This is a genomic window from Mycoplasma seminis (assembly GCF_030718845.1).
GTDB lineage: Bacteria > Bacillota_I > Bacilli_A > Mycoplasmatales > Metamycoplasmataceae > Mycoplasmopsis > Mycoplasmopsis seminis.
Genome location: NZ_CP132191.1, coordinates 974,186 through 994,390, shown reverse-complemented (window position 1 = coordinate 994,390; position 20,205 = coordinate 974,186). Strand labels below are relative to the sequence as shown.

Here is a 20,205-nt window from a genome sequence, read left to right as displayed (position 1 = left end):
TTTTGAATATTTAGTAAATAATTTGATAAAGTTACCAATCTAACTGTATGTAAAAAGCCTTTTTGATATGTATCAATAAATGAATAAAAAGTTTCCTGAGTTTTGGAGTTTTAAAGGTTTAAAAAACGAATAGTCCTTAAAAATAGGGCTATTCGTATTTTTTATGTCTAAATTACTTGTACAATTTTTGAAAATATTGTTTGTATTGTTTCGAAATCAGAAATATAATCTGAATTTTGAGTATTTCGTATATAAATTTCTTCTTTTATTTGACCATCAACAACTTTTACAACTTTTTCAGCTGATTTAATTGCTTTTATAACTCTTTCATTTGAAAATCTATCGATTACACCAGTATCTTTTAGAGTTTTGTTAACTGAGTAAAGTAAAAATTTCATGATAACAAGAGACATAAAACATAATAAAATATGTGCTTCAATATGTTTATCTGTTCAAACATACATAGGTCTAACTTGTAATGATGATTTCATTGTTCTGAAGTTTTCTTCAATTTGTCATTGTTTTGCATAAATTTCAACAATTTCTTCAGACGTTAAATCCATTCTCGAAGTTTCATAAATATAATAACCGTCAAATTGACTATCTTCTTGAACCTTTTTATAGTCTAATTCATAAAAAGCTTTACCTACTTTTTTGAAGAATTTGTATTTCTTTCCACCAGTTAATTTACCGGTTTCAACTAATCCATTTTTGTTTTTCAATTTATTAAAATTATCAATTAAGTTTTGTCTATCAGCTTTATCTTTTAAAGCTCTTTTTTTGCTAAATGTAACTATTCTACGTCTTAATTTTCCATTAGGACGTTTTTTATTGTATAGAGAAACAATTGTTTCTTCTTTGTGTTTAAAGTTTTCATTACCTACATAGTTACTTTCATCTAAAACAAAATCTTTAAATGATTTTGCACCCGATTTTAAACGATAAGAAATTATGTAATTTATCCCTTTTTGTTCTAAAAATCTTATGTTACTTGATGTAGACATACCTTTATCAGCAATTATTGTTACATTTTTTATTTCATAAATTTTGCTCATTTCTAATACAAAAGGAATGAAAGTTTTAGAATTTGCAGTATTTCCTTTAAAGGTTTCGATATGAATGGGAATACCATTTTCATCTGTAGCCATACCGACAACAACTTGGTCTTCTTTAAATTTTCCATCTTTTGAATAACCACTATGTCTAAGACCTAAACGTGAAAAACTTTCAAAATACATAGTTGTTAAATCATAGAAAACTAGTTCAACTTTTCTTGATGTATTTTTAATAACTTTTTCGTTAATTCTTTTTAATAAGTTTTCTTTATTATCATAGATAAGATTTAATAAGGCATAATAACTATCTTTGCTAGTGTTTGGAGCATCTTCATATTTATACTTATTTTTATGTATTGAAATATAACTATTTGCATCAATTATTCTGCTTGCAATTGTGTATTTTAGAATTTTATTAAGCTCTTTATGTCTTGTTTTTGGGAGTGCATCAAATATTTCAAATTTATTAATCAAATCATAAAGGATATTTATCCCATAGTTTACATTGTAAACTTCTGTTTTGAAGAATTTAATGCAAACATAATACTTTGCTTGATTTTTTCTTTTGAATTCAGTAATTGATAATGTTTCACAAACATTTTTTATTACATTTATCGGATCTGATGATAGCTCTTCTAATTTTTCTAATCTACCAATACCAACTTGGTTACCATATCCTTTTCCATAACCATTTGATGTTGCAATAGAAATATATGTGTAATCTTTTCTTTTGTGTTTGATAACTATAAACTTATTTTTCATGTCTATATTATACCATTTTATACAAGTAATACAAGTAAATAAAAGGACTTTTTTAGAAGTAAATTAAAAATCCATATATCGTAGATATATGAATCTTAATTAATTTGAATTTTTACAGATTTTTTGAACTAAAACTCCGAAACTCAGGAGTATGATTAAATACTATGAACCATTGAAACTAGATGTAATCAGTAAAGAAATTATTGATTTACATGAATTTATGCAGCAACATTCTAGTCCTATAATGCTTGAACAAAAATAGTCACCAAAGGTGACTTTTATTTTGAATATTTAGTAAATAATTTGATAAAGTTACCAATCTAACTGTATGTAAAAAGCCTTTTTGATATGTATCAATAAATGAATAAAAAGTTTCTACAGATTCAGTTATAATCCTTTTCAATGAATATTTTTGTTCTGGTGATAGTTCATATTTATTAGCTAATTCTTCTATTTGTGGAAGTAAAGTTTTATAGTGTCTATCATTGTTAAATATATCTTCTCAACCACCTCCACCAAATAAATATTTTCTTCCTCCGTGTGGTCATTTGAACACAGCATTATTTCTATCTAATTTATCCTTATCTTTTGGATGTCCTCCATCAACAAGATATCTTCAATGGACGGTGTTTATGTGAAAATCGCAGATCATCTCTAAATGATTAGTTATAAGTTTCTTCGCATCATTTTTTAATTGTTCGAATTGATTATTATTGCTGAATAAATCACTTTTTCATGATGAAATAAAGTTATAAATAGGATTCAAGAATATATTCTCATTTTTTAAGACATTTCCAAAGAATTCCATGAATACAGATTCAAGATACGTACCTCTGGCTGTTCTTCTTCCATATTCTATTATATCTCAAGCACTTAACTCAGGACCCTTAAGACCTGCTCCAAAAATAGTAGTTATATTATCAATAAAATCTTTAACAGTATTTTCTAAATAAACATAAAGTTTTTCTATTTCAGATTCAGAAGCTGCTCCGTTTACATTTTGGTAATATTTCTTAACCACATCTTTATTTCAAGAAGCTTGACTTTCCATTATTTCGGTGAAGATTTTCGTTTTTATTGTGTCATTAAATTTTTGTCTGTATTTTTCAGGAATTGCATTATTAACAAGTGTTTTATTGTAATCATTTGTTTTATCATTTAAATAATTTAAAACTGATTCTTTTGTGACAATATCATAAGGGATGAATTTTGTTGGGTCTAAAAACTTATCAAAGGTTATTGTTCTTGTATTAGTTGATGTCATTGTGCTAAATTTATCAATAGTACTTTGTAATTTATATGTGAATTCAATAGAGTTGTTAGAAAAGTTCTTTTTGAATGAATTAGGAGTTAAAATAATTTTTACATTCTCGCTTGTTAAAACTTTATTAGCAATATCTCTCTCTTTAATATTATTAAAATCAGAGTATCCAATATCTCTTTTGAACTCAAAAATATCAAAAAGATCAGATGCTAATAATTTATTTAATCTATTAGTTTCATTTTGCTTTTCCTCATTTATTTTATTGAGTTCATCAAGAGTTAAAAATTTGATTTCAAAATCTCTTTGAGCACTGAAATTTTTAATATGAGCTGTAAGAGTAACGATTAATTTACCTTTTTTATCATCGAAAGATTTTAAAACAAATGTATCATTTTTTCTTGCGATTTCTGTATCAAGAAAACTGAAAATGCCGCCTGATTTACTTGTGGGTGTGAATACATCTTGTAAATCATATTTTTGCATAATACTTGGTATTATTTGATATTTTAATTCAGTATATTGTACTGAACCCCTAATTTTGTACCATTAGATTTTCAAAATCTTTTCTGTACTCAATTGGGTTTTTCCTTTCAATCTAATTTTAATTCTTTTATTGTTATAAAAGTCAAGATAGTCAAATAATTTTTCCACAAAATTATTAAGATCTGTGAAATTGTTTTTGTTTGGGTAAAAGAATTCCAATTTTATTGTTCCAAATAAGGATTTCAACTAATCCATTATCCGGACTATTTCCTTTTCTTGACATACTTTGGATAATATTGTTAGCTTTTAATAAGTTAACAAAATATTTATGTTGATAATGTCAGCCTTGGTCTGAATGAATTATGCAACCACTTAAATTTCTGCTTTTAATTAATGGTTCAAAAGTATCTTTTATTAATTGTAAATTAGGACTCAATGAAACGGCGGCTGATAAAATTTCACCATTAAATCCATCTACTACTAAAGATAAATAAACCTTTAAATCATCAAAAAGTTTAAATTCTGTGATATCTGTAAAAAGCTTTTCTAAAGGTTTCTTGCTTATGAAATTTCTTTGGATTAAATTATCTGCAATCGGTCCTATTTGTCCTTTGTAAGATGAATATTTCTTATGTTTTCTTCTATAAACGACTAAATTAAGTAATTTCATTAGTTTTAGAACCTTTTTATGATTTACATTAATACTTCTGTTGTGTAATTCCATAGTGATTCTTCTGTAACCATAAGTTTTGTTACTTTCTTCAAATATCTTTTGAATTGTTTCTTTTAATTCAAAATCCTTATCAATAGGAGTTAAAAAATGTTTTTCTCAATAGTAATAATGAGATTTTCTTATTTGCGAAGCAGCAAATAAATCAACTAATTTGAATTTTTCTTTATTTTCAAAGATTGCTTGCGCTTTTTCTTTGACGGTTGCTTCAGTTGGCTTTGAACTATCCTATCTAAAGTTGCGAAATATGCTTTTTCAGCTTCTAGAAGTTCAATTTTTCTTTCTAAACTTTTAACATATTCTAAGTCGATTGTTTTTTCTTTGTTTTTGTTTTCTTTACTCATAATTAAATTATAGTAATTTTTCTTTTTAGCAACAACTTTCATTGCAATACTAATATGAGTTGATAAATTCAAATCTACACAAGATTGAAAAATTGTTTTTTCATGATGAATAATCTTATCGATTTCTTCATCAATAACTCATTCATCATAATCTTTAATCGAAACAGAATGTAAATAATCATCAATTGTTTTTGATTTTAAATAGTAATTCACATAATAATAAATCATGGGATTTTTCAGTTTACGCTTTTTATGAATTCACATAATTTGAGTTTAAATTCCTTAAATTCAAACATATTTTGAATAATCATTTGTTTTTTCATATACATTTGCACCCGTTATTGAATGAAGGTACAAATTTTGGGGTTCACTACATATCCTGATTTAAATTTAAGTGATTGTAATTTAGGCAAGTAATAATTTTCTAAATATTTTTGAGCAATTAAATCAATACCGTTCACAACAACTGTCTTACTTTTTGAAACAGTATTATTATATTTAAGACTATTTAAATGAAATTTAATCTCTAAATTAAATAAATCATTATTTATAAGGTCCTCTTGAATTTTAATTGATTCAATAATAATTTTCGTGTTTTCGATAGAAAGATTAATAAAGTTATCTAGCTTATCTGGTTTTGTGACTTCCCTAGCATATTTATTATCTTGATAATATCCCATAAATGTTTCTTTATTAAAAACTGATGGTTCTAGTGAAATATCTTTTGAATCAAAAGTATTAATTGAATCAATTAGTTTATTTAATCTTTCTTGTTCTCTAGTGTAAAATCCACTAATATTAATTATTTTTTTATCACTATGAGATAGTACTAACTTTTCGCTATTTGAAACTAAATAGTATTCAATTGTAGCCACACCATTTTCATCATCTCCAATAATGTTGAATTTTAATACAGCATTTGAGTTTGCGGCTAGATTTGCTGAAATTAAATCCATGGAATTTAATTTAGAAGCCTTATTTTGAGATTTATTGAATTTAGGATTTAAGTCTACAGTTACATTTTGTAACAATGAATTAAGGCGTATGTTTTCTTGCTGAATATTGTGCGCTTCAGTGGTTAAAAAACCACTTAAAGTAACCTCTTTAGGTTCACTTACAGTAATAGTGTTTTTACTTTCTGGATTAACTGCATTTAATGAATATTTAATTGTAATTTGTCCTAAGTCATTATTAGGGATAAGCCTAAGAATTTCTACATTAACATCAGGTTGTATTGATGATGCATATTTTTCTTTTTCAGTTGCATTTGTAGGCAAAGTGTTATCTTTATTTTCACCAGTAAAATTAAATGAAACTTGTTTTGAGTTTAATTCATTTAAAAATGCAGCATCAGAACGACGAATAATTTCAGCGTTTGTTAAAAATCCATCAATAGTAATAGTTTTATCATTTGAATGTAGTTGTCAATTCTTTTTAGATACAAATTTAACAGAAACTTGTAAGCTTCCATCTTGATCATTTGCTTCTAATGAATTAATAATAAAATCAAAATTATTATCACTTAATGAAACAATATTTTGCTTAGTTACATGAGAAGCCTGTGTGTTAGGTTTATCAATAGAGCTTAATTCTAGGCTTGAAAGTAATGAAAGTTTTTCATCAAGTTGTTCTTGAATACTTCCTTGTGTTATAAAACCATCGATTTCAAATGTTTTAGCTTCAGAAGTTAATTCAGAATTTGTTTCACTATTAGTTGCATTCATAGTGTAGGTAATTAAAGTTCTACCTAAAATATCACTTTTATCTAATGAAACAATTGTTACTTTGTTTTTATTGTTTTCGGCACTGTATTGATTATCTAAAGTTTCAGAAGCAAGGGTAGTATTTTTAGCTAGGCCTGAATAAATAAAGCTTGCAAAAGATTCATTAAGAGTTTTGAGAAAACTTGCATCTGATTGTTTATTGTATTCTTCAGTGGTTAATAATCCTGTAAGTGTAATAGTCTTATCATTCGAAACAATATCGTTAAATTTGTTCGAAATTACTTTAAAACTTACATCTAAGCTTCCTTTGTCATCATTAGGCGTAATTGAATTAAGACTCAACTTATATGATTCGTTTTGAGGTAAGTTGAAATCTTCAAGTGTAATATTTCTAGGTCTAGTTTGCTTTTTAATAATTGAACTTTTTAAAGAAATGTTGTTTAAGCTAGCTGAAATTTGATTCATTTTAACAAGTTCTTTTTCTCTTTGATCTTGTAAAGTTGTTTTAAATCCACTAAATGTTTTAGAAATACTTTGAGTTTCATAACTTGGATTAAAAGATCTTAATTTGTAAGATAATGTTACATTTCCGTTTTCATCATCTGCATCAAACTGACTTACAACATGTAATCTATCAGATTCTAAAGGAGAAAAAGTCACTTTATTTCTATTTACAATTGCATTAGGAAGTAAACTAGTATTATTTTGGTCTTCAAAATTATATGTAAGCTTATTAAGTTGCTCTTGTGCGACTGTTTTTAAATTTTTAAATCCACTTAATGATAATGATTTAACTTCTGATTTAATCCACTTGCTAGTTTTAGGATCTTTAGCAGTAAAGTAAAAATTTATTTTTAAATTACCATTTACATCATCGGGGATTAAATCACCACTAAATTGAAAAATAATATCACTGCTTGAATTTTTAGTAATTTTTAAATTTTGGTACTTTATTTCACTTGGGTAAAGTTTTAATAAGTCATTATCTTGTAAGTCAAAATGTACTGAATTTAAACCTTCAGTAAATAATTCATTTAAAGTTTTTTGCTTTAAGACTTGTTGCTTATTTGTTTTAGGTTGCTTCACGAGTTTTTGAGTAGTGCTTTCGCATGAAGCTAATAATAAAGGAGTTGATACAACTGCTGAGGCTGTTGAGATAACTAAAAACATTGATTTCTTCATATTTATGTTCCTTTTTTAGATATTTTCTTATATTTTTTATAATTCTACAATTTTTTTAATTTCATATCTTGAATTTTTTTGCAAAAAAATTGAGACAAAATTGAAAAGTTTGAATTTTAATTTTTTTGTTATAATTTATAAAGATTTTATTGATATCAATTAAAAAAAGTAAAGGAGCAAATATGGCTAGAGAAGGTTATACATTAGTGTGCACAGAATGTAAAATGGAAAACTATATTTCTAAAAAGAACAAGAAAAACCATCCTGAAAAAGTTGAACTTTCAAAATACTGTTCAAAATGTAATGCTCACACAAACCACAAAGAAAAGAAATAATTTCTTTGATTTCAATTCCAGCAAATTATTGCTGGATTTTTTATTTAAATATGTTAAATAATATTGCTTAGTAATATAATTTAAACAACTAATTAAAAGGAGACATAATGAATAGAACAAAATTAGATAAAATGTTTGAACAAACAGGAGCAGATGTTTTAATCTCAGAAGCTCCACAAACAAGATTATGATACGCTGGTGTACAAACAAGTGATGGTTTTATCGCTATTGAAAAAGATAAAGCAACATTATTTGTTGATGGTAGATACATCGAATACGCTAGAAATAATGCTAAAAACGTAGAAGTTGTATTAATTAAAGGAAATTCACTCGCAGAATGATTCAAAAATGCAGGTTACAAAAAAATTGCTTTAGAAAAGAATTATTTAACTAAAGAAGTGCAAGATAGAATTGTAAAAATGGTTAACCCTGAAGAAATTGTTTGAGTTGATGCTCAAGAACTTAGAGTACTTAAAGACAAAGAAGAATTAAAGATTATGCAAAAAGTAATTGATATTTCTCTTGAAGCTTTAGAAGAATTTAAACAATGAGTTAAACCTGGAGTAAGTGAAAAAGAAGCGGGAGCTTACTTAAATTACTTACTTAAAATGCACGGTGGAGATAAAGAAGGGTTTGATGAAATTGTTGCTACAGCATCATCATCAGCTGAACCGCACCACCACACAACAGATAAAAAACTTGTTGAAGGTGAACTTTTAAAAGTTGACTTTGGTGCTAGATACAAAGGATATACAGCCGATATTACAAGAACATGAATTTTAGGTGGAGAAGATAAAGTTAAAAACCCTAAAACACTTGAAATTTTAAACATTGTTAAAGAAGCAGCCGCTGCCGGAAGAGCTTCAGTTAAACCTGGAATGAAAGCTAGCGATGTTGATAAGGTTTGCCGTGATTACATTAAAGCTAAAGGATACGGAGATTACTTTGTTCACTCAACAGGACATGGACTTGGAATTGATGTTCACGAATGACCTTCAATCTCACCTATGTCTGAATGAATTTTAGAACCTGGAATGATTCTTACAGTTGAACCAGGAATTTACATCGAAGGACTTGGTGGAGCTAGAATTGAAGACGATGTTTTAGTTACAGAAAACGGACACTACGTGTTCTCTAGAAAAGAAGAAAACAATGAAACTATTTTCTAATATTGAACCTTATGAAAAAGGATATTTACAAGTTGATGATATCCACTCTTTATATTACGAAGTAAGCGGAAACCCTAATGGGCAAGCTGTATTCTTTTTCCATGGTGGTCCTGGAGGATCTACTTCAGCTAAATGTAGAAGATTCTTTGATCCTAAGTTTTATAAAATTGTACTTTTTGATCAAAGAGGTGCGGGTAAATCAAAACCATATTGTGAATTAAAAAATAATACTACTCAAGAATTAGTTGAAGATGTGGAAAAATTACGTAAACATCTGAATTTAGGCAAAGTTGTAATCCTTGGAGGTTCTTGAGGAAGCACGCTTGCAATGTGTTATGCAATTAAATATGCAAAAAACATTAAAGCTTTAATTTTACGTGGAGTGTTTTTAGCTCGACAAGAAGATATTGATTTCTTATATGAAAAAGGTGCTGATGTATTTTACCCAGATTACTTTGCTAAATATAAGAAATTTGTTGAAAATGAAAAAGGTAATAGTATTTTAGAAAAATACTACAACTTATTAATTGGGGATGATTTAGAAAAAAGAAAACAAGCAGCAGATTTATTTGCAAATTGAGAATCTGAAGTTGTTTCAATTAATAAAGCTAAATTACATCCAAATTTTAAATCTGATTACCAAATAGCTTTATTAGAATCACATTATTTTATGCACAATTCATTTTTCCCTAATGATAACTATATCTTAGATAATATTGATAAATTTAGAGATATTCGTACTATTATTGTACATGGACGTCAAGATATAGATACCCGTCCTATTGGAGCTTGATTAGTAGCTAATGAACTTACAAATGTTGAATTAAACCTTGTGGATGGGGCTGGACACACTCAATGAGATGCAAGAAATCAAGCATTATTAGTTAAAGCTACTGAAACAATCAAAAAGGAAATTAATGAAGGAAAAATCTAAGCATTTAAGAAAAACTTTAAATGTTTATTGAGCTTTAGTTGCTTGTTTAATCTTTCTTCCACTGCTTTATATTGGATTGCTAGTTTATTGCATTATTGATATCAATAATGCTTCTGCATTTGTTTATTACTTTGGTATTACACTAATGTCTTTATATTGTGTTTTAACTATAATTGCTTTAATTTATGTTGCTAATACTGCTTATCGAATTTTTCGTTCAGTAGCACATGAAATGAATTTAACTTATAAAAGCAAATGATTCATTTGATGAACTAAGAAAAGGGTTGAATCTTATGAACAATTACTACAATATTGAGACCAAGTAAATGAACTTAAAAAACAACAAGATAAAGGTGTAGAACACTATGAAGCGCTTAATCTGTTATATGAAGAAATTGATGGACTTTGAAAGAGAAAATTAACAGCAAAATGATTCATTAAATAACATTAAATACACTTAAAAATAAGTGTATTTTTTTGCGAGTTTTTGTTTTGTTTATTCAAAAAAGTTTTAAAATTTAAACGATGTTAAAAATAAATAACGTCCATTAAAAAAGGAGAAAATTATGGCTAAATTTAGACGTGTATTTATGATCGTTACTGATGGTCTTGGAATTGGTCCAGATAAAGACCAACACCGTTTTGGTGACGATGGTGCAAATACAATTAGATCTGCATCAATGGTAGAAGAATTCAAAATTGATACATGAAAAAAACTTGGAATTGGTAACATTACAGAATTAAACGGAAACTACCATGTAAAACAACCAATGGCTTACATGGCTAAAGTTCAAGAAGTTTCAAATGCTAAAGATACATTAGCAGGACACTGAGAAATGATGGGTATTAAAACATTAGTACCATTCCCAACATTTACAGAAAACGGATTCCCACAAGAATTAATCGATGAATTATCTAAAGCATTCGATGGAAGACCAATTTTAGGAAACAAATCAGGTTCAGGAACAGAAATGATTTCTGAATATGCTGCAGAACAAAAAGAAAAAGGTGGAATCATTGTTTATACATCAATGGACTCAGTTCTTCAAATTGCTGCACATGAAGAATGAATCGGACTTGACAACTTATACAAATACGCTAAAGCTGCTCGTGAAATTTGTTCATCACGTCCAGAATGAAACGTAGGTAGAATTATTGCTCGTCCATTCGTTGGTGAAAACGGAGAATACACAAGAACATTCAACAGACACGATTATGCAAACAAACCAAGAGAAATGATCTTAAACGAATTACAAGCTCAAGGTGTTGAAGTTATCTCAGTTGGAAAAATTAACGATATCTTCGTAGGACAAGGAATTACAAAACACTATCCAAGTGGTTCAGATGCTAAAGGTATGGATGTTACAATTGAACTTGCTGAAGGTGATGGAGAAAACCAATTTATCTTCACAAACTTAGTTCAATTTGACTCACACTTTGGACACAGAAGAAACGTTCACGGATACGCACAAAACATTGCTGATTTAGATGCTAAATTAGGTAAATTAATCAACGCAATGCGTGAAGATGACTTATTAATCATCACAAGTGACCATGGTAATGACCCATTATACCCAGGATTCAACCACACAAGAGAATTCTTACCAGCTACAATTTATTCAAAATCATTCAAATCACCTAAAGTATTAGAAAACTTCAGAGGTTTAGGTACATTAGGAAACATCGTTGCTAGAAACTTCGGTGCTGAAATAATCACTGAAACAGGTGATGATGTGTTTGAAAAATTAGTATAATTTCAAATAATAAATTTCATATTACTTGCTAAAAGTAATATGATTTTTTTAATTTTTGCAAAAAATAGGTTAAATTCAGCAATGTGGAACAAAATTTCCACAAAATGTTATAATTTATGCATGAATGACGTAAATGATATAAATAAGACAGATAACATTACTGAAGAAGAGAAAAAACCAGATAATAAACAAATCTCTTATAAAGATATTTCAAATATCGCTAATGTTTCAATTTCAACAATTAGTAGATATTACAACGGGGGATATGTTTCACCTAAAACTAGAAAGAAAATTGCTTCTGTAGTTAAGGAATATGAATACATTCCAAACCATGGTGCAAGAATGATTAGAGGTAAGGACAGTTCAATTTTTGTAATCGCACCTTTATTTGGAAGTAATTTCTATCAACATATTATTAATGGTATTATTGCAGCTTGTTCACGTAGCAATAAAAGAGTAATTACTACTTATTCAAACCCTTCAACTAATGAATATATTGAAACTATTAAATATATTTTATCTTGAAGACCTACTTCACTTGTTTTATTCATTCCAGAATATGATGAATTCTTATTCTCGTACTTAAAAACAATTGATGGAGTAGCAATTGTAGTTTATGGATACAGAATTGATGGATTAAGCTGAATTAAACCAAATGAAGTTAAAGGATTTAAAGATGTTACTTTAGATCTCTTTAAGCAAGCACCTGAAAATGATAATAAAATTTTATTCTTAGAAGATAAAAAGCTTACTAGCAACCAAAAAATCAACCGTTATGCTGGATTTAGACAAGCTTGTGAAGAAAATAACATTCAATTTGCTAAATATGAAATTTCATCACGTAAACAAGATAGAGAAATTCAAGAATTAGTAACTTATGCAAGAATTAACAATATTTCAAATATTGTTTGTTCAACACACGATTCATTTATTTCACTAACTGCACTTGCTAATAATACTTTTAGATTAACTGATATTGGATATCAATCAATTTATGATAATTTAAGAGTTTACAAAAGTAAGATTTTTGTCGATTATCCTTTAATTGGTCTTGAGATTGAAAAGATGATTGCAGATCAAATAATGAACAAAGAATTGCAAACTAGAGAGATAGATTTAAAACTTATCTCAAGTAAAAAGAGCAAAAACGCCTAATTTAGGCTTCAGCTGTAGCAACAGCTGATTTTTTTTTTTACTTATTTATAGAATTAAAAATGAAAATGTGGAAATTTTCCACATCAAAAGGCTAAAAAAGTTTCTAAATTGTAAAAAATATATAATTAAAGTAGGAAATATATTATATATATTTCCTAACTCTCATCGCAAGGAGGAAAAGCATGATTTTATGGAAACGCAAAACAGCAGCCGCCCAAAATGCTAACGGTACTACGGCTAATGCGAATGCACAACCTAAAACCAAAAAAGTTTTAAGTCTTTTTAGTTTAGTACTCATGAACATTGTTGCTGTTGTTTCTTTAAGGGGACTTCCTGCAGAAGCTGAATATGGACTTGGGTCAATATTCTACTATGTTTTTGCAGCTATCTTCTTCTTGATACCTGTGGCTATTGTAGCGGCTGAACTTGCTTCTACATATACCGAAAAAGGTGGTGTTTTTAGATGAGTTGGAGAGGCTTTTGGTCCAAGACTAGCCTTCCTTTCGATGTTCTTATTGTGGTCAGAGGTAACCATTTGATTCCCTGCTGCCCTTACATTCGGAGCTGTATCAATTGCATACATTTCTCCGGATACCAAAGCCGCCCAATGGATAGCTAACAATAAAGCTATAGTTTTAGCAATTGTTTTAATTATCTATTGACTTGCTACAATTCTTTCTTCATTTGGAACAAAGATATTTGCTAAAGTAGCAAAATGAGGTGGAATTATTGGAACAATTATTCCAGTAATTATCCTTATTGGTTTTGGATTTGCATACATTATTGCAGGTAACCCCTCTGCAAATGTAATGAGAGCAAGTGACCTATTCCCTAAATTTAAGGGATTTGATTCACTTGTACTTGCAGCCAGCATATTTCTATTCTATGCTGGTATGGAAATGAATGCTATCCACGTAACTGAACTTGATAATCCAAAAAGAAATTATCCTATTGCTATTTTAATTTCTTCTATTGTAACTGTACTTGTATTTATTCTTGGTACATTAGCAATAGCATTCTTATTACCAGCAGCAGATATTAACTTAACTCAAGGATTATTAGTTACATACATTAAAGCCTTTACATGGGCTGGTGTTCCTTGACTTGGTCAAGTATTAGCATTCATGCTAGCTATTGGTGTGCTAGCTGGAATTGTAACCTGAGTTTCAGGTCCAAGTAATGGTATGTTAGCTGTTGGTAAGGCTGGATACCTTCCTAGATGATTCCAAAAAACAACCAAAAGAAATGTACCTATCAATCTCCTTTTAATTCAAGGGGGAATTGTAACTGTTCTTTCAGTATTATTCGTTGTACTTCCTTCAGTGCAAGCAGCTTACCAAATTTTAAGTCAACTTACAGTAATTCTTTACTTAATTATGTACTTATTAATGTTTGCCTCAGGAATATACTTAAGATATTCACAACCTTCACGGCCTAGACCATTTAGGATTCCAGGACCAAAGAATATAGGTATGTGGATATTTGGTGGACTGGGACTTATTGGTTCAACATTAGCATTAATTGTTAGTTTTGCACCACCAAACCAAATTAACGTTGGTAGCCCAGTTACATATATCGCAATCTTAATTGGTGTTACGATTGTATTCTGTATTATACCTTTTGTAATTTTTGCCTTAAGAAAACCACACTGAGTTGATCCTAATTCAGATTTTGCACCATTTACATGAGAAATGGAAGGAACTCAACCTGGGCTTGTAAATGAATCAAGTGCACACCCAGAAGCATTAGCTAAAGTGTACTTTGATAACAAGGTAAGACAAGATATTAACATCTTTGATAAAGATATTAAAGATAAAATAGCTGACCTTGAAAAATACATTGCACGGAAAGAAGAAGTTCTGCTTATTAAGCTGCAAAGAGATTCTACTGCATTCGCAAAAAGTGAAGCAAAAATAATCCATGAATTAGAACACGAAAATAAATCAGTAACTAATAAAATGAACTCAGAGAAAAAAGCAGTTTCAAAAATCTTAGATCTCAATAAGAAATCCAAAGATAAAGATACTGCACAAGCTCCCGCAGTAAATGCTGCTCCACCAGCATCAGATGCAAGTTCTAATAAACCTACTGATAATTCGTCAGCTGGTAAATAATGTTAGATTTAAACAAAATTAAAGATACATTAGAAAAATCTTATAACAAATATAAAGATTTAGCAGAAGGTAAAAATGCAAGTTACATCCCTTACTTAGCAAAAGTTCCTTCAAACTTATGCGGAGTAAGTTTAGTAACTACAAAAGGTGAAGTTATCAACTTAGGTGATTACGAGTATCGTTTCGCAATTGAGTCTATTTCAAAAGTTTGTACACTTGCACTAGCTCTTGAAGAAAATAATCCACAAGTTATTAAAACTAAAATCGGAACAAGCCCAACAGGATTACCATTTAATTCTGTAATGGCTTTAGAATTACACAAAGATAAACCTCTTTCACCATTAGTAAATGCAGGAGCAATAGCTACTACAAGTTTAATTGAAGCTAAAGATAAAGAAGAAAGATGGGATAAAATTCTTGATATCCAAAGAAGATTAATGAGCGATAAAATTACTTTATCAGATGATGTTAATACTTCAGAACAAGATACTAACTTCCACAATCGAGCTATTTCTTGGTTATTATACTCAGCAAACCAAATCTATTCTGACCCAATGGATGCTTGTGATGTATATACCAGACAATGTTCAACTTTAGTTTCTGCAAATGATTTAGCGCTACTAGCTAGCACACTTGCAAATGGTGGAAAACACCCTATTACAGGAGAACAAGTAATTTCTAAAAATAATGTTCCACACATTTTAGCTGAAATGACTATGGAAGGATTATATGATAAATCTGGTGAATTCGCCTACTACGTAGGATTACCAGGAAAAAGTGGAGTTGGTGGAGGGTTAATTGCAGTAGTTCCTGGAAAACTAGGTGTTGCAGTATTTAGTCCCCCATTAGATGCTTACGGAAACTCTGTTAGAGGATTTAAAATCATCAAAGATTTCTGTAATAAAATGAACTTTAACTTATACAAAAAAGATGAGTAAGAAAGGACAAATATGCCGTTACACAATGTAAAAAGCAATAAAAACGACAGTATTTTCGGGAACAAATTTGCCGATAAAGAATTGCCTAAAGACAAATTACCAAAGACAGAATCTGATCCTGATACTGTTTTAGAAATTGTTAAGGACGAATTGTTTTTAGACGGTAATGCAAGACAAAATCTTGCTACATTCTGTCAAACTTGGGAAGAAAAACAAGTTCACGAATTAATGGACATTTCTATCAATAAAAACTTAATAGATAAAGATGAATATCCACAAACAGCTGAAATTGAAAGACGCTGTGTTGCTATGGTTGCAAATTTATGAAATGCACCTAAAGATAAAGAGCCTATTGGTACTTCAGGAATCGGTTCATCTGAAGCTTGCATGCTTGGTGGTATGGCTATGCTTGAAAGATGAAAAGAAAGAAGAAAAGCAGCAGGTAAACCATATGACAAACCTAACTTGGTTTGTGGACCAGTTCAAGTTGTTTGAGAAAAATTCTGTAGATACTGAGATGTAGAAATTCGTCAAGTTCCAATGGAAGAAGACCGCTTCTATATGGATGCTGATAGCATGCTTAAATACATTGACGAAAATACAATCGGGGTAGTTACAACATTTGGATTAACATTTACTGGTGCATATGAACCTGTTAAAGAACTTTCAGATGCCTTAGATAAATTATACAAAACCACTGGTTTAGATGTTCAAATGCACGTTGATGCTGCAAGTGGAGGTTTCTTAGCTCCATTCATTGAACCTGGTATTATCTGAGACTTTAGAGTACCTAGAGTTAAATCAATTTCAGCTTCAGGACACAAATTCGGACTAGCACCACTTGGAGCTGGTTGAGTTGTATGAAGAGATAAGAGTGAATTACCAGAAAAACTTATCTTCCACGTAAATTACTTAGGTGGAGATATGCCGGTATTCCAAATTAATTTCTCACGTCCTGCTGGACAAATCATTTCACAATACTACTTATTCCTTCGTTTAGGAATGGAAGGATATAGAAAGATTCATCAAAATTGCTATGACACAGCACAATACATAGCAAAAGAAATTGAAGGTATGGGATACTTTGATCTCATCAATGATGGTGATCCTAAGAAAGGTATTCCAGCTACAACTTGAAAATTCAAGAAAGGTGTAGATTTAGGATTCAATCTCTACGATTTAGCTGATAAATTAAGAGTTAGAGGATGACAAGTTCCTGCTTACTCATTACCAGCAAATGCTCAAGACGTAATTGTTCAAAGAGTACTTATCCGTCAAGGATTTGGTCGTGATATGGCTGCTTTAATGATCCAAGATCTTAAAAATGCCGTAGAAGAACTAAAAGCTCACAACCCAGAAGTTTCACTCGATGAAAAATCAGGTGGATTCAAACATACTTAATAATAAGTTTTTCCTTAAGCTTCGGCTTGAGGTTTTTTAATACAAAAAATCACTACAGCGTAGTGATAAAAGTAATTATTTATTCTTTTCAAGTAACTCTAAATAAGCTGCTTGAGCTATCATCGCTCCATTATCAGTAGCATACTTTAATGATGGAATAATTGTATTTGGATGTAATTTAACAAACTCACTTCTAAGCAATTTATTAGCAGAAACCCCACCACCAAGTACTAAAGTTTTAACATCGTATTTTTCAAGTGCAAGTTTTGTTTTAGCTATTAAATAATTCACAGCAGTTCTTTGAAATGAAACTGCAAGCATAATAGGATCAATTTGTTCATTTTTCATTTTAGCTTTATTAACTTTATTTAATACTTGAGTTTTTAAACCTGAAAATGAGAAGTCAAAGTCATTTTCGGTATGTGGTTTAGTGAATTCTACATAAGTTCCATCATAAGATTGGGATAATTTATCAATAATAGGTCCGCCAGGGAATCCAAGTCCTAGACGAGTAGAAACCTTATCAAATGCTTCACCAACAGCGTCATCTAAGGTTTCACCAATAATTTCAGTTTGTGATGGAGAAGAAGCGTAAATTAATTGAGTATGACCACCAGAAACTAGTAAACATAAAGCAGGAAATGTGATTTCTTCAGTTAATGTTGAAGAAAGAAAATGTCCAATTAAATGATTTACTGGAATTAGAGGCTTTTGAATGCTTTGCGCTATAGCGCTAGCAAATAAGTAACCAACTTGTAATGTACCTACCAATCCAGGCTCTTTAGTATAAGCTACATAATCAAATTCATTTAAATCATATTTTTCTTGAAGCATTAATTGAATTAAAGCAATATTTTTAACATGTTCACGTGAGGATACTTCTGGAATAGTACCTCCGAATTCTTTGAAAATATCAATTTGAGAAATAGTTCACATATCAAGAACTTTTCCATCACGCAATACTGCGATTGAAGTATCGTCGTGTGAAGTTTCAATACCTAAAATAAGCACTATTTAACACCTCCTATTTGTGGAAGTTTTATGTATAAAGCTTCAATTTCCATTGTTTCTGCAAATCTAAAACAATTTTTATATGCAGCAAAATTTTTAATCATCTCATCATAATTAATATTATTTAAAGTTTGATTATGATTTTCTACTACTGAAATACAGTTGTGAAAGTTGCTAACATCATATTTATCAAATTCATATTGATATAATTTATTTCCTTGTGCATCGGTGTAAGCAATCTTAGTGTTTGGATATTGCACTTTAATTAAATCCATTGTAGTTGTAATATACATTTTAATGTTGTTTAATAAAGCTAAAGTTCTAAAGAAAACAAGTGAGCTTCTAATTCCGGTGAAAAATCCAGGACCAACATTAGTATATAATGCATTAATATTTTGGATTGCAAGATTATTTCTTTCAAGTAAAATAGCGAATTGTTGAGTGATTAGTTCGACTTTTTTCTTATATCCCTTTAAAAGAATAAAATCAAGAACACGAAATTCTTGATCGAATAATACTAGGACAAAATCTTGACTTGATGTGTCTAAAAATACATTCATTATCTTACCTCTGTAATTTCAAAAACGTGTTGAAGTTCACGATTAATAGAAGCGTCTATTTCTACAAAACTATCAAATTGATATTTCTTTAAATTAGCTCACTCAATTGCTACAACATTATCTTCAAAATAATCTTCAAATTCTTCGATATCACCTTGGTAGTTGTATAAATCTATATGAATTAAACCTGAATAATTTTTCATATAAGAAAAGCTTGGTGAAGTGATGTTATCTTTAATTCCTAAATGTTTAGCAAGTAAACGAACAAATGTGGTTTTTCCAGCTCCTAAATCACCATTTAAAAGAATAATTTTCTTTTCTTTAAATAGTTTTAAGTTGTCTTGGATAAAATTGTTTAAATCTTGCAGGTTGTTACAAATTATTTTTTGCATTCTAATACTTCGATTTCTTCGTTTGAAAGTTTTCTTCCAAGTTTAATAACCACAATAGCTTCAGGTCCGGTGTGAATTGAAATGCAATTTGGTAAGCAACTTTGGAATACACGATTAGGATATGAATTTTTTAAGTGAGAAATAACTTCACTTGTTTCGGCACAATCGTTTTGCAAGATTAAAATATCATCATCATTATCAGCGGCTTTTTCATCTGATTTATTTAAAACAGTTTTAAGGAATACTCTTCCTTTTCCTTCTTTTTCAAGTTTACCTTTGTGGAATTGAATAATAGGAACAATTTTAAGTAATTTAGCTACTGTAGCTGCAGAAGGTGAAAGTCTACCACCTTTAACCAAATAATCATTGTATTTAGGAATTAAAGACACAAACATATTTTCATCTCAGGCTTCAGCTTGGTGTAAGGCATCCTCAACATCAAGTCCTTGTTTAACTAAATCAAGGAATTTAAAGACTTGGAATGTAAGCAGTATTGCAATATATTCAGATTCAAATACTCTAAGTTTAGGATATAAAGACTCAAGTCCTTTGATATTTTGATATTGTGAAGACAAATATTTAGAAATCGGAAATACCACAACATAATCATGATCTTGTGATAATTTTTCAACTAATTCTTCTACATATCCAATTGGAGTACATGATGTTTTGTAGCTTTGAGTTTGAAGAGAGAAAACTTCAAATAATTTATTGCTATGTAAATCATCTCCATCATTATAAATTTTTCCATCAAGTTCTATTTTTAAGGGTAAAAAATGTCATCCTAATGCTTCAACCTGTTGTTTGGTTAAACCACAAGATGAGTCAACTATAATCGCTATATTTTTCATAGTTTAATTATAATATAAAATCCAATAAAGAAAGGTATAATAATAGC

At 29.3% G+C, this 20,205-nt stretch carries 19 protein-coding genes; 9 read left to right on the top strand and 10 right to left on the bottom strand.

From position 1 onward, the window contains the following. Positions 1-167 precede the first annotated feature (167 nt). From Q8852_RS04255 to Q8852_RS04235, 6 genes are all read right to left on the bottom strand, one after another. Positions 168-1,817, bottom strand: a complete 1,650-nt coding sequence (locus tag Q8852_RS04255) for an IS1634 family transposase (RefSeq protein ID WP_305937934.1) — start codon at positions 1,815-1,817, stop codon at positions 168-170. A gap of 208 nt (positions 1,818-2,025) precedes the next feature. Next, complete coding sequence (locus Q8852_RS04250) at positions 2,026-3,564, bottom strand: hypothetical protein (protein ID WP_305937933.1); 1,539 nt, start codon at positions 3,562-3,564, stop codon at positions 2,026-2,028. A gap of 63 nt (positions 3,565-3,627) precedes the next feature. After that, positions 3,628-3,783, bottom strand: coding sequence for an IS3 family transposase (locus Q8852_RS04545; protein ID WP_369810258.1), 156 nt, complete (start codon positions 3,781-3,783; stop codon positions 3,628-3,630). Next, positions 3,740-4,438, bottom strand: a complete 699-nt coding sequence (locus tag Q8852_RS04245) for an IS3 family transposase (RefSeq protein WP_305938412.1) — start codon at positions 4,436-4,438, stop codon at positions 3,740-3,742. Before Q8852_RS04245 ends, Q8852_RS04545 begins: the two co-directional genes overlap by 44 nt. 5 nt (positions 4,439-4,443) lie before the next feature. Beyond that, positions 4,444-4,902 carry a hypothetical protein gene (locus Q8852_RS04240; RefSeq protein ID WP_305937932.1) on the bottom strand — a complete coding sequence of 153 codons (459 nt, stop codon included), beginning with the start codon at positions 4,900-4,902 and terminating at the stop codon, positions 4,444-4,446. Between the two features lie 74 nt (positions 4,903-4,976). Continuing rightward, positions 4,977-7,544, bottom strand: coding sequence for a lipoprotein 17-related variable surface protein (locus Q8852_RS04235; RefSeq protein ID WP_305937931.1), 2,568 nt, complete (start codon positions 7,542-7,544; stop codon positions 4,977-4,979). Positions 7,545-7,726: 182 nt separating this feature from the next. Here Q8852_RS04235 and rpmG point away from each other — a divergent pair, with 182 nt between their 5' ends. The 9 genes from rpmG (at position 7,727) to gad (ending at position 17,344) form a co-directional block, all read left to right on the top strand. After that, entirely contained in the window at positions 7,727-7,879 is a 153-nt protein-coding gene (gene rpmG, locus Q8852_RS04230) for a 50S ribosomal protein L33 (protein ID WP_078747366.1), read from the top strand. A gap of 107 nt (positions 7,880-7,986) precedes the next feature. Then, entirely contained in the window at positions 7,987-9,048 is a 1,062-nt protein-coding gene (locus Q8852_RS04225; RefSeq protein ID WP_305937930.1) for a M24 family metallopeptidase, read from the top strand. Further along, on the top strand, positions 9,032-9,982 hold the full coding sequence (pip, locus tag Q8852_RS04220; RefSeq protein ID WP_305937929.1) for a prolyl aminopeptidase: 951 nt from the start codon (positions 9,032-9,034) through the stop codon (positions 9,980-9,982). The genes Q8852_RS04225 and pip overlap by 17 nt, the downstream gene beginning before the upstream one ends. Beyond that, a complete protein-coding gene (locus Q8852_RS04215) occupies positions 9,966-10,427 on the top strand; it encodes a hypothetical protein (protein WP_305937928.1) in 462 nt (153 codons plus the stop codon). The genes pip and Q8852_RS04215 overlap by 17 nt, the downstream gene beginning before the upstream one ends. A gap of 121 nt (positions 10,428-10,548) precedes the next feature. Continuing rightward, on the top strand, positions 10,549-11,736 hold the full coding sequence (locus Q8852_RS04210; protein ID WP_305937927.1) for a phosphopentomutase: 1,188 nt from the start codon (positions 10,549-10,551) through the stop codon (positions 11,734-11,736). A 120-nt stretch (positions 11,737-11,856) separates the two neighbouring features. Next, a complete protein-coding gene (locus Q8852_RS04205; protein ID WP_305937926.1) occupies positions 11,857-12,891 on the top strand; it encodes a LacI family DNA-binding transcriptional regulator in 1,035 nt (344 codons plus the stop codon). A gap of 182 nt (positions 12,892-13,073) precedes the next feature. Then, positions 13,074-15,005 (top strand): glutamine/gamma-aminobutyrate antiporter GadC, encoded by a 1,932-nt coding sequence (gene gadC / locus Q8852_RS04200; protein ID WP_305937925.1) that lies wholly within the window; start codon positions 13,074-13,076, stop codon positions 15,003-15,005. Beyond that, the gene (gene glsA / locus Q8852_RS04195; RefSeq protein WP_305937924.1) at positions 15,005-15,943 is read left to right on the top strand and encodes a glutaminase A; all 939 of its coding nucleotides are present in this window, start codon (positions 15,005-15,007) and stop codon (positions 15,941-15,943) included. The genes gadC and glsA overlap by 1 nt, the downstream gene beginning before the upstream one ends. Positions 15,944-15,955: 12 nt before the next feature. Next, positions 15,956-17,344, top strand: a complete 1,389-nt coding sequence (gene gad, locus Q8852_RS04190; RefSeq protein ID WP_305937923.1) for a glutamate decarboxylase — start codon at positions 15,956-15,958, stop codon at positions 17,342-17,344. A gap of 75 nt (positions 17,345-17,419) precedes the next feature. Here the strand turns inward: gad and tsaD are convergent, their stop codons facing one another. Genes tsaD through Q8852_RS04170 form a run of 4 tightly spaced genes read right to left on the bottom strand, consistent with a single transcriptional unit; the run spans position 17,420 to position 20,158 of the window. After that, on the bottom strand, positions 17,420-18,355 hold the full coding sequence (gene tsaD / locus Q8852_RS04185) for a tRNA (adenosine(37)-N6)-threonylcarbamoyltransferase complex transferase subunit TsaD (protein ID WP_305937922.1): 936 nt from the start codon (positions 18,353-18,355) through the stop codon (positions 17,420-17,422). Continuing rightward, complete coding sequence (tsaB, locus tag Q8852_RS04180; RefSeq protein WP_305937921.1) at positions 18,355-18,915, bottom strand: tRNA (adenosine(37)-N6)-threonylcarbamoyltransferase complex dimerization subunit type 1 TsaB; 561 nt, start codon at positions 18,913-18,915, stop codon at positions 18,355-18,357. Before tsaB ends, tsaD begins: the two co-directional genes overlap by 1 nt. Continuing rightward, on the bottom strand, positions 18,915-19,307 hold the full coding sequence (tsaE, locus tag Q8852_RS04175; protein ID WP_305937920.1) for a tRNA (adenosine(37)-N6)-threonylcarbamoyltransferase complex ATPase subunit type 1 TsaE: 393 nt from the start codon (positions 19,305-19,307) through the stop codon (positions 18,915-18,917). The genes tsaB and tsaE overlap by 1 nt, the downstream gene beginning before the upstream one ends. Next, the gene (locus tag Q8852_RS04170; protein ID WP_305937919.1) at positions 19,295-20,158 is read right to left on the bottom strand and encodes a DegV family protein; all 864 of its coding nucleotides are present in this window, start codon (positions 20,156-20,158) and stop codon (positions 19,295-19,297) included. The genes tsaE and Q8852_RS04170 overlap by 13 nt, the downstream gene beginning before the upstream one ends. Positions 20,159-20,205 lie beyond the last annotated feature (47 nt).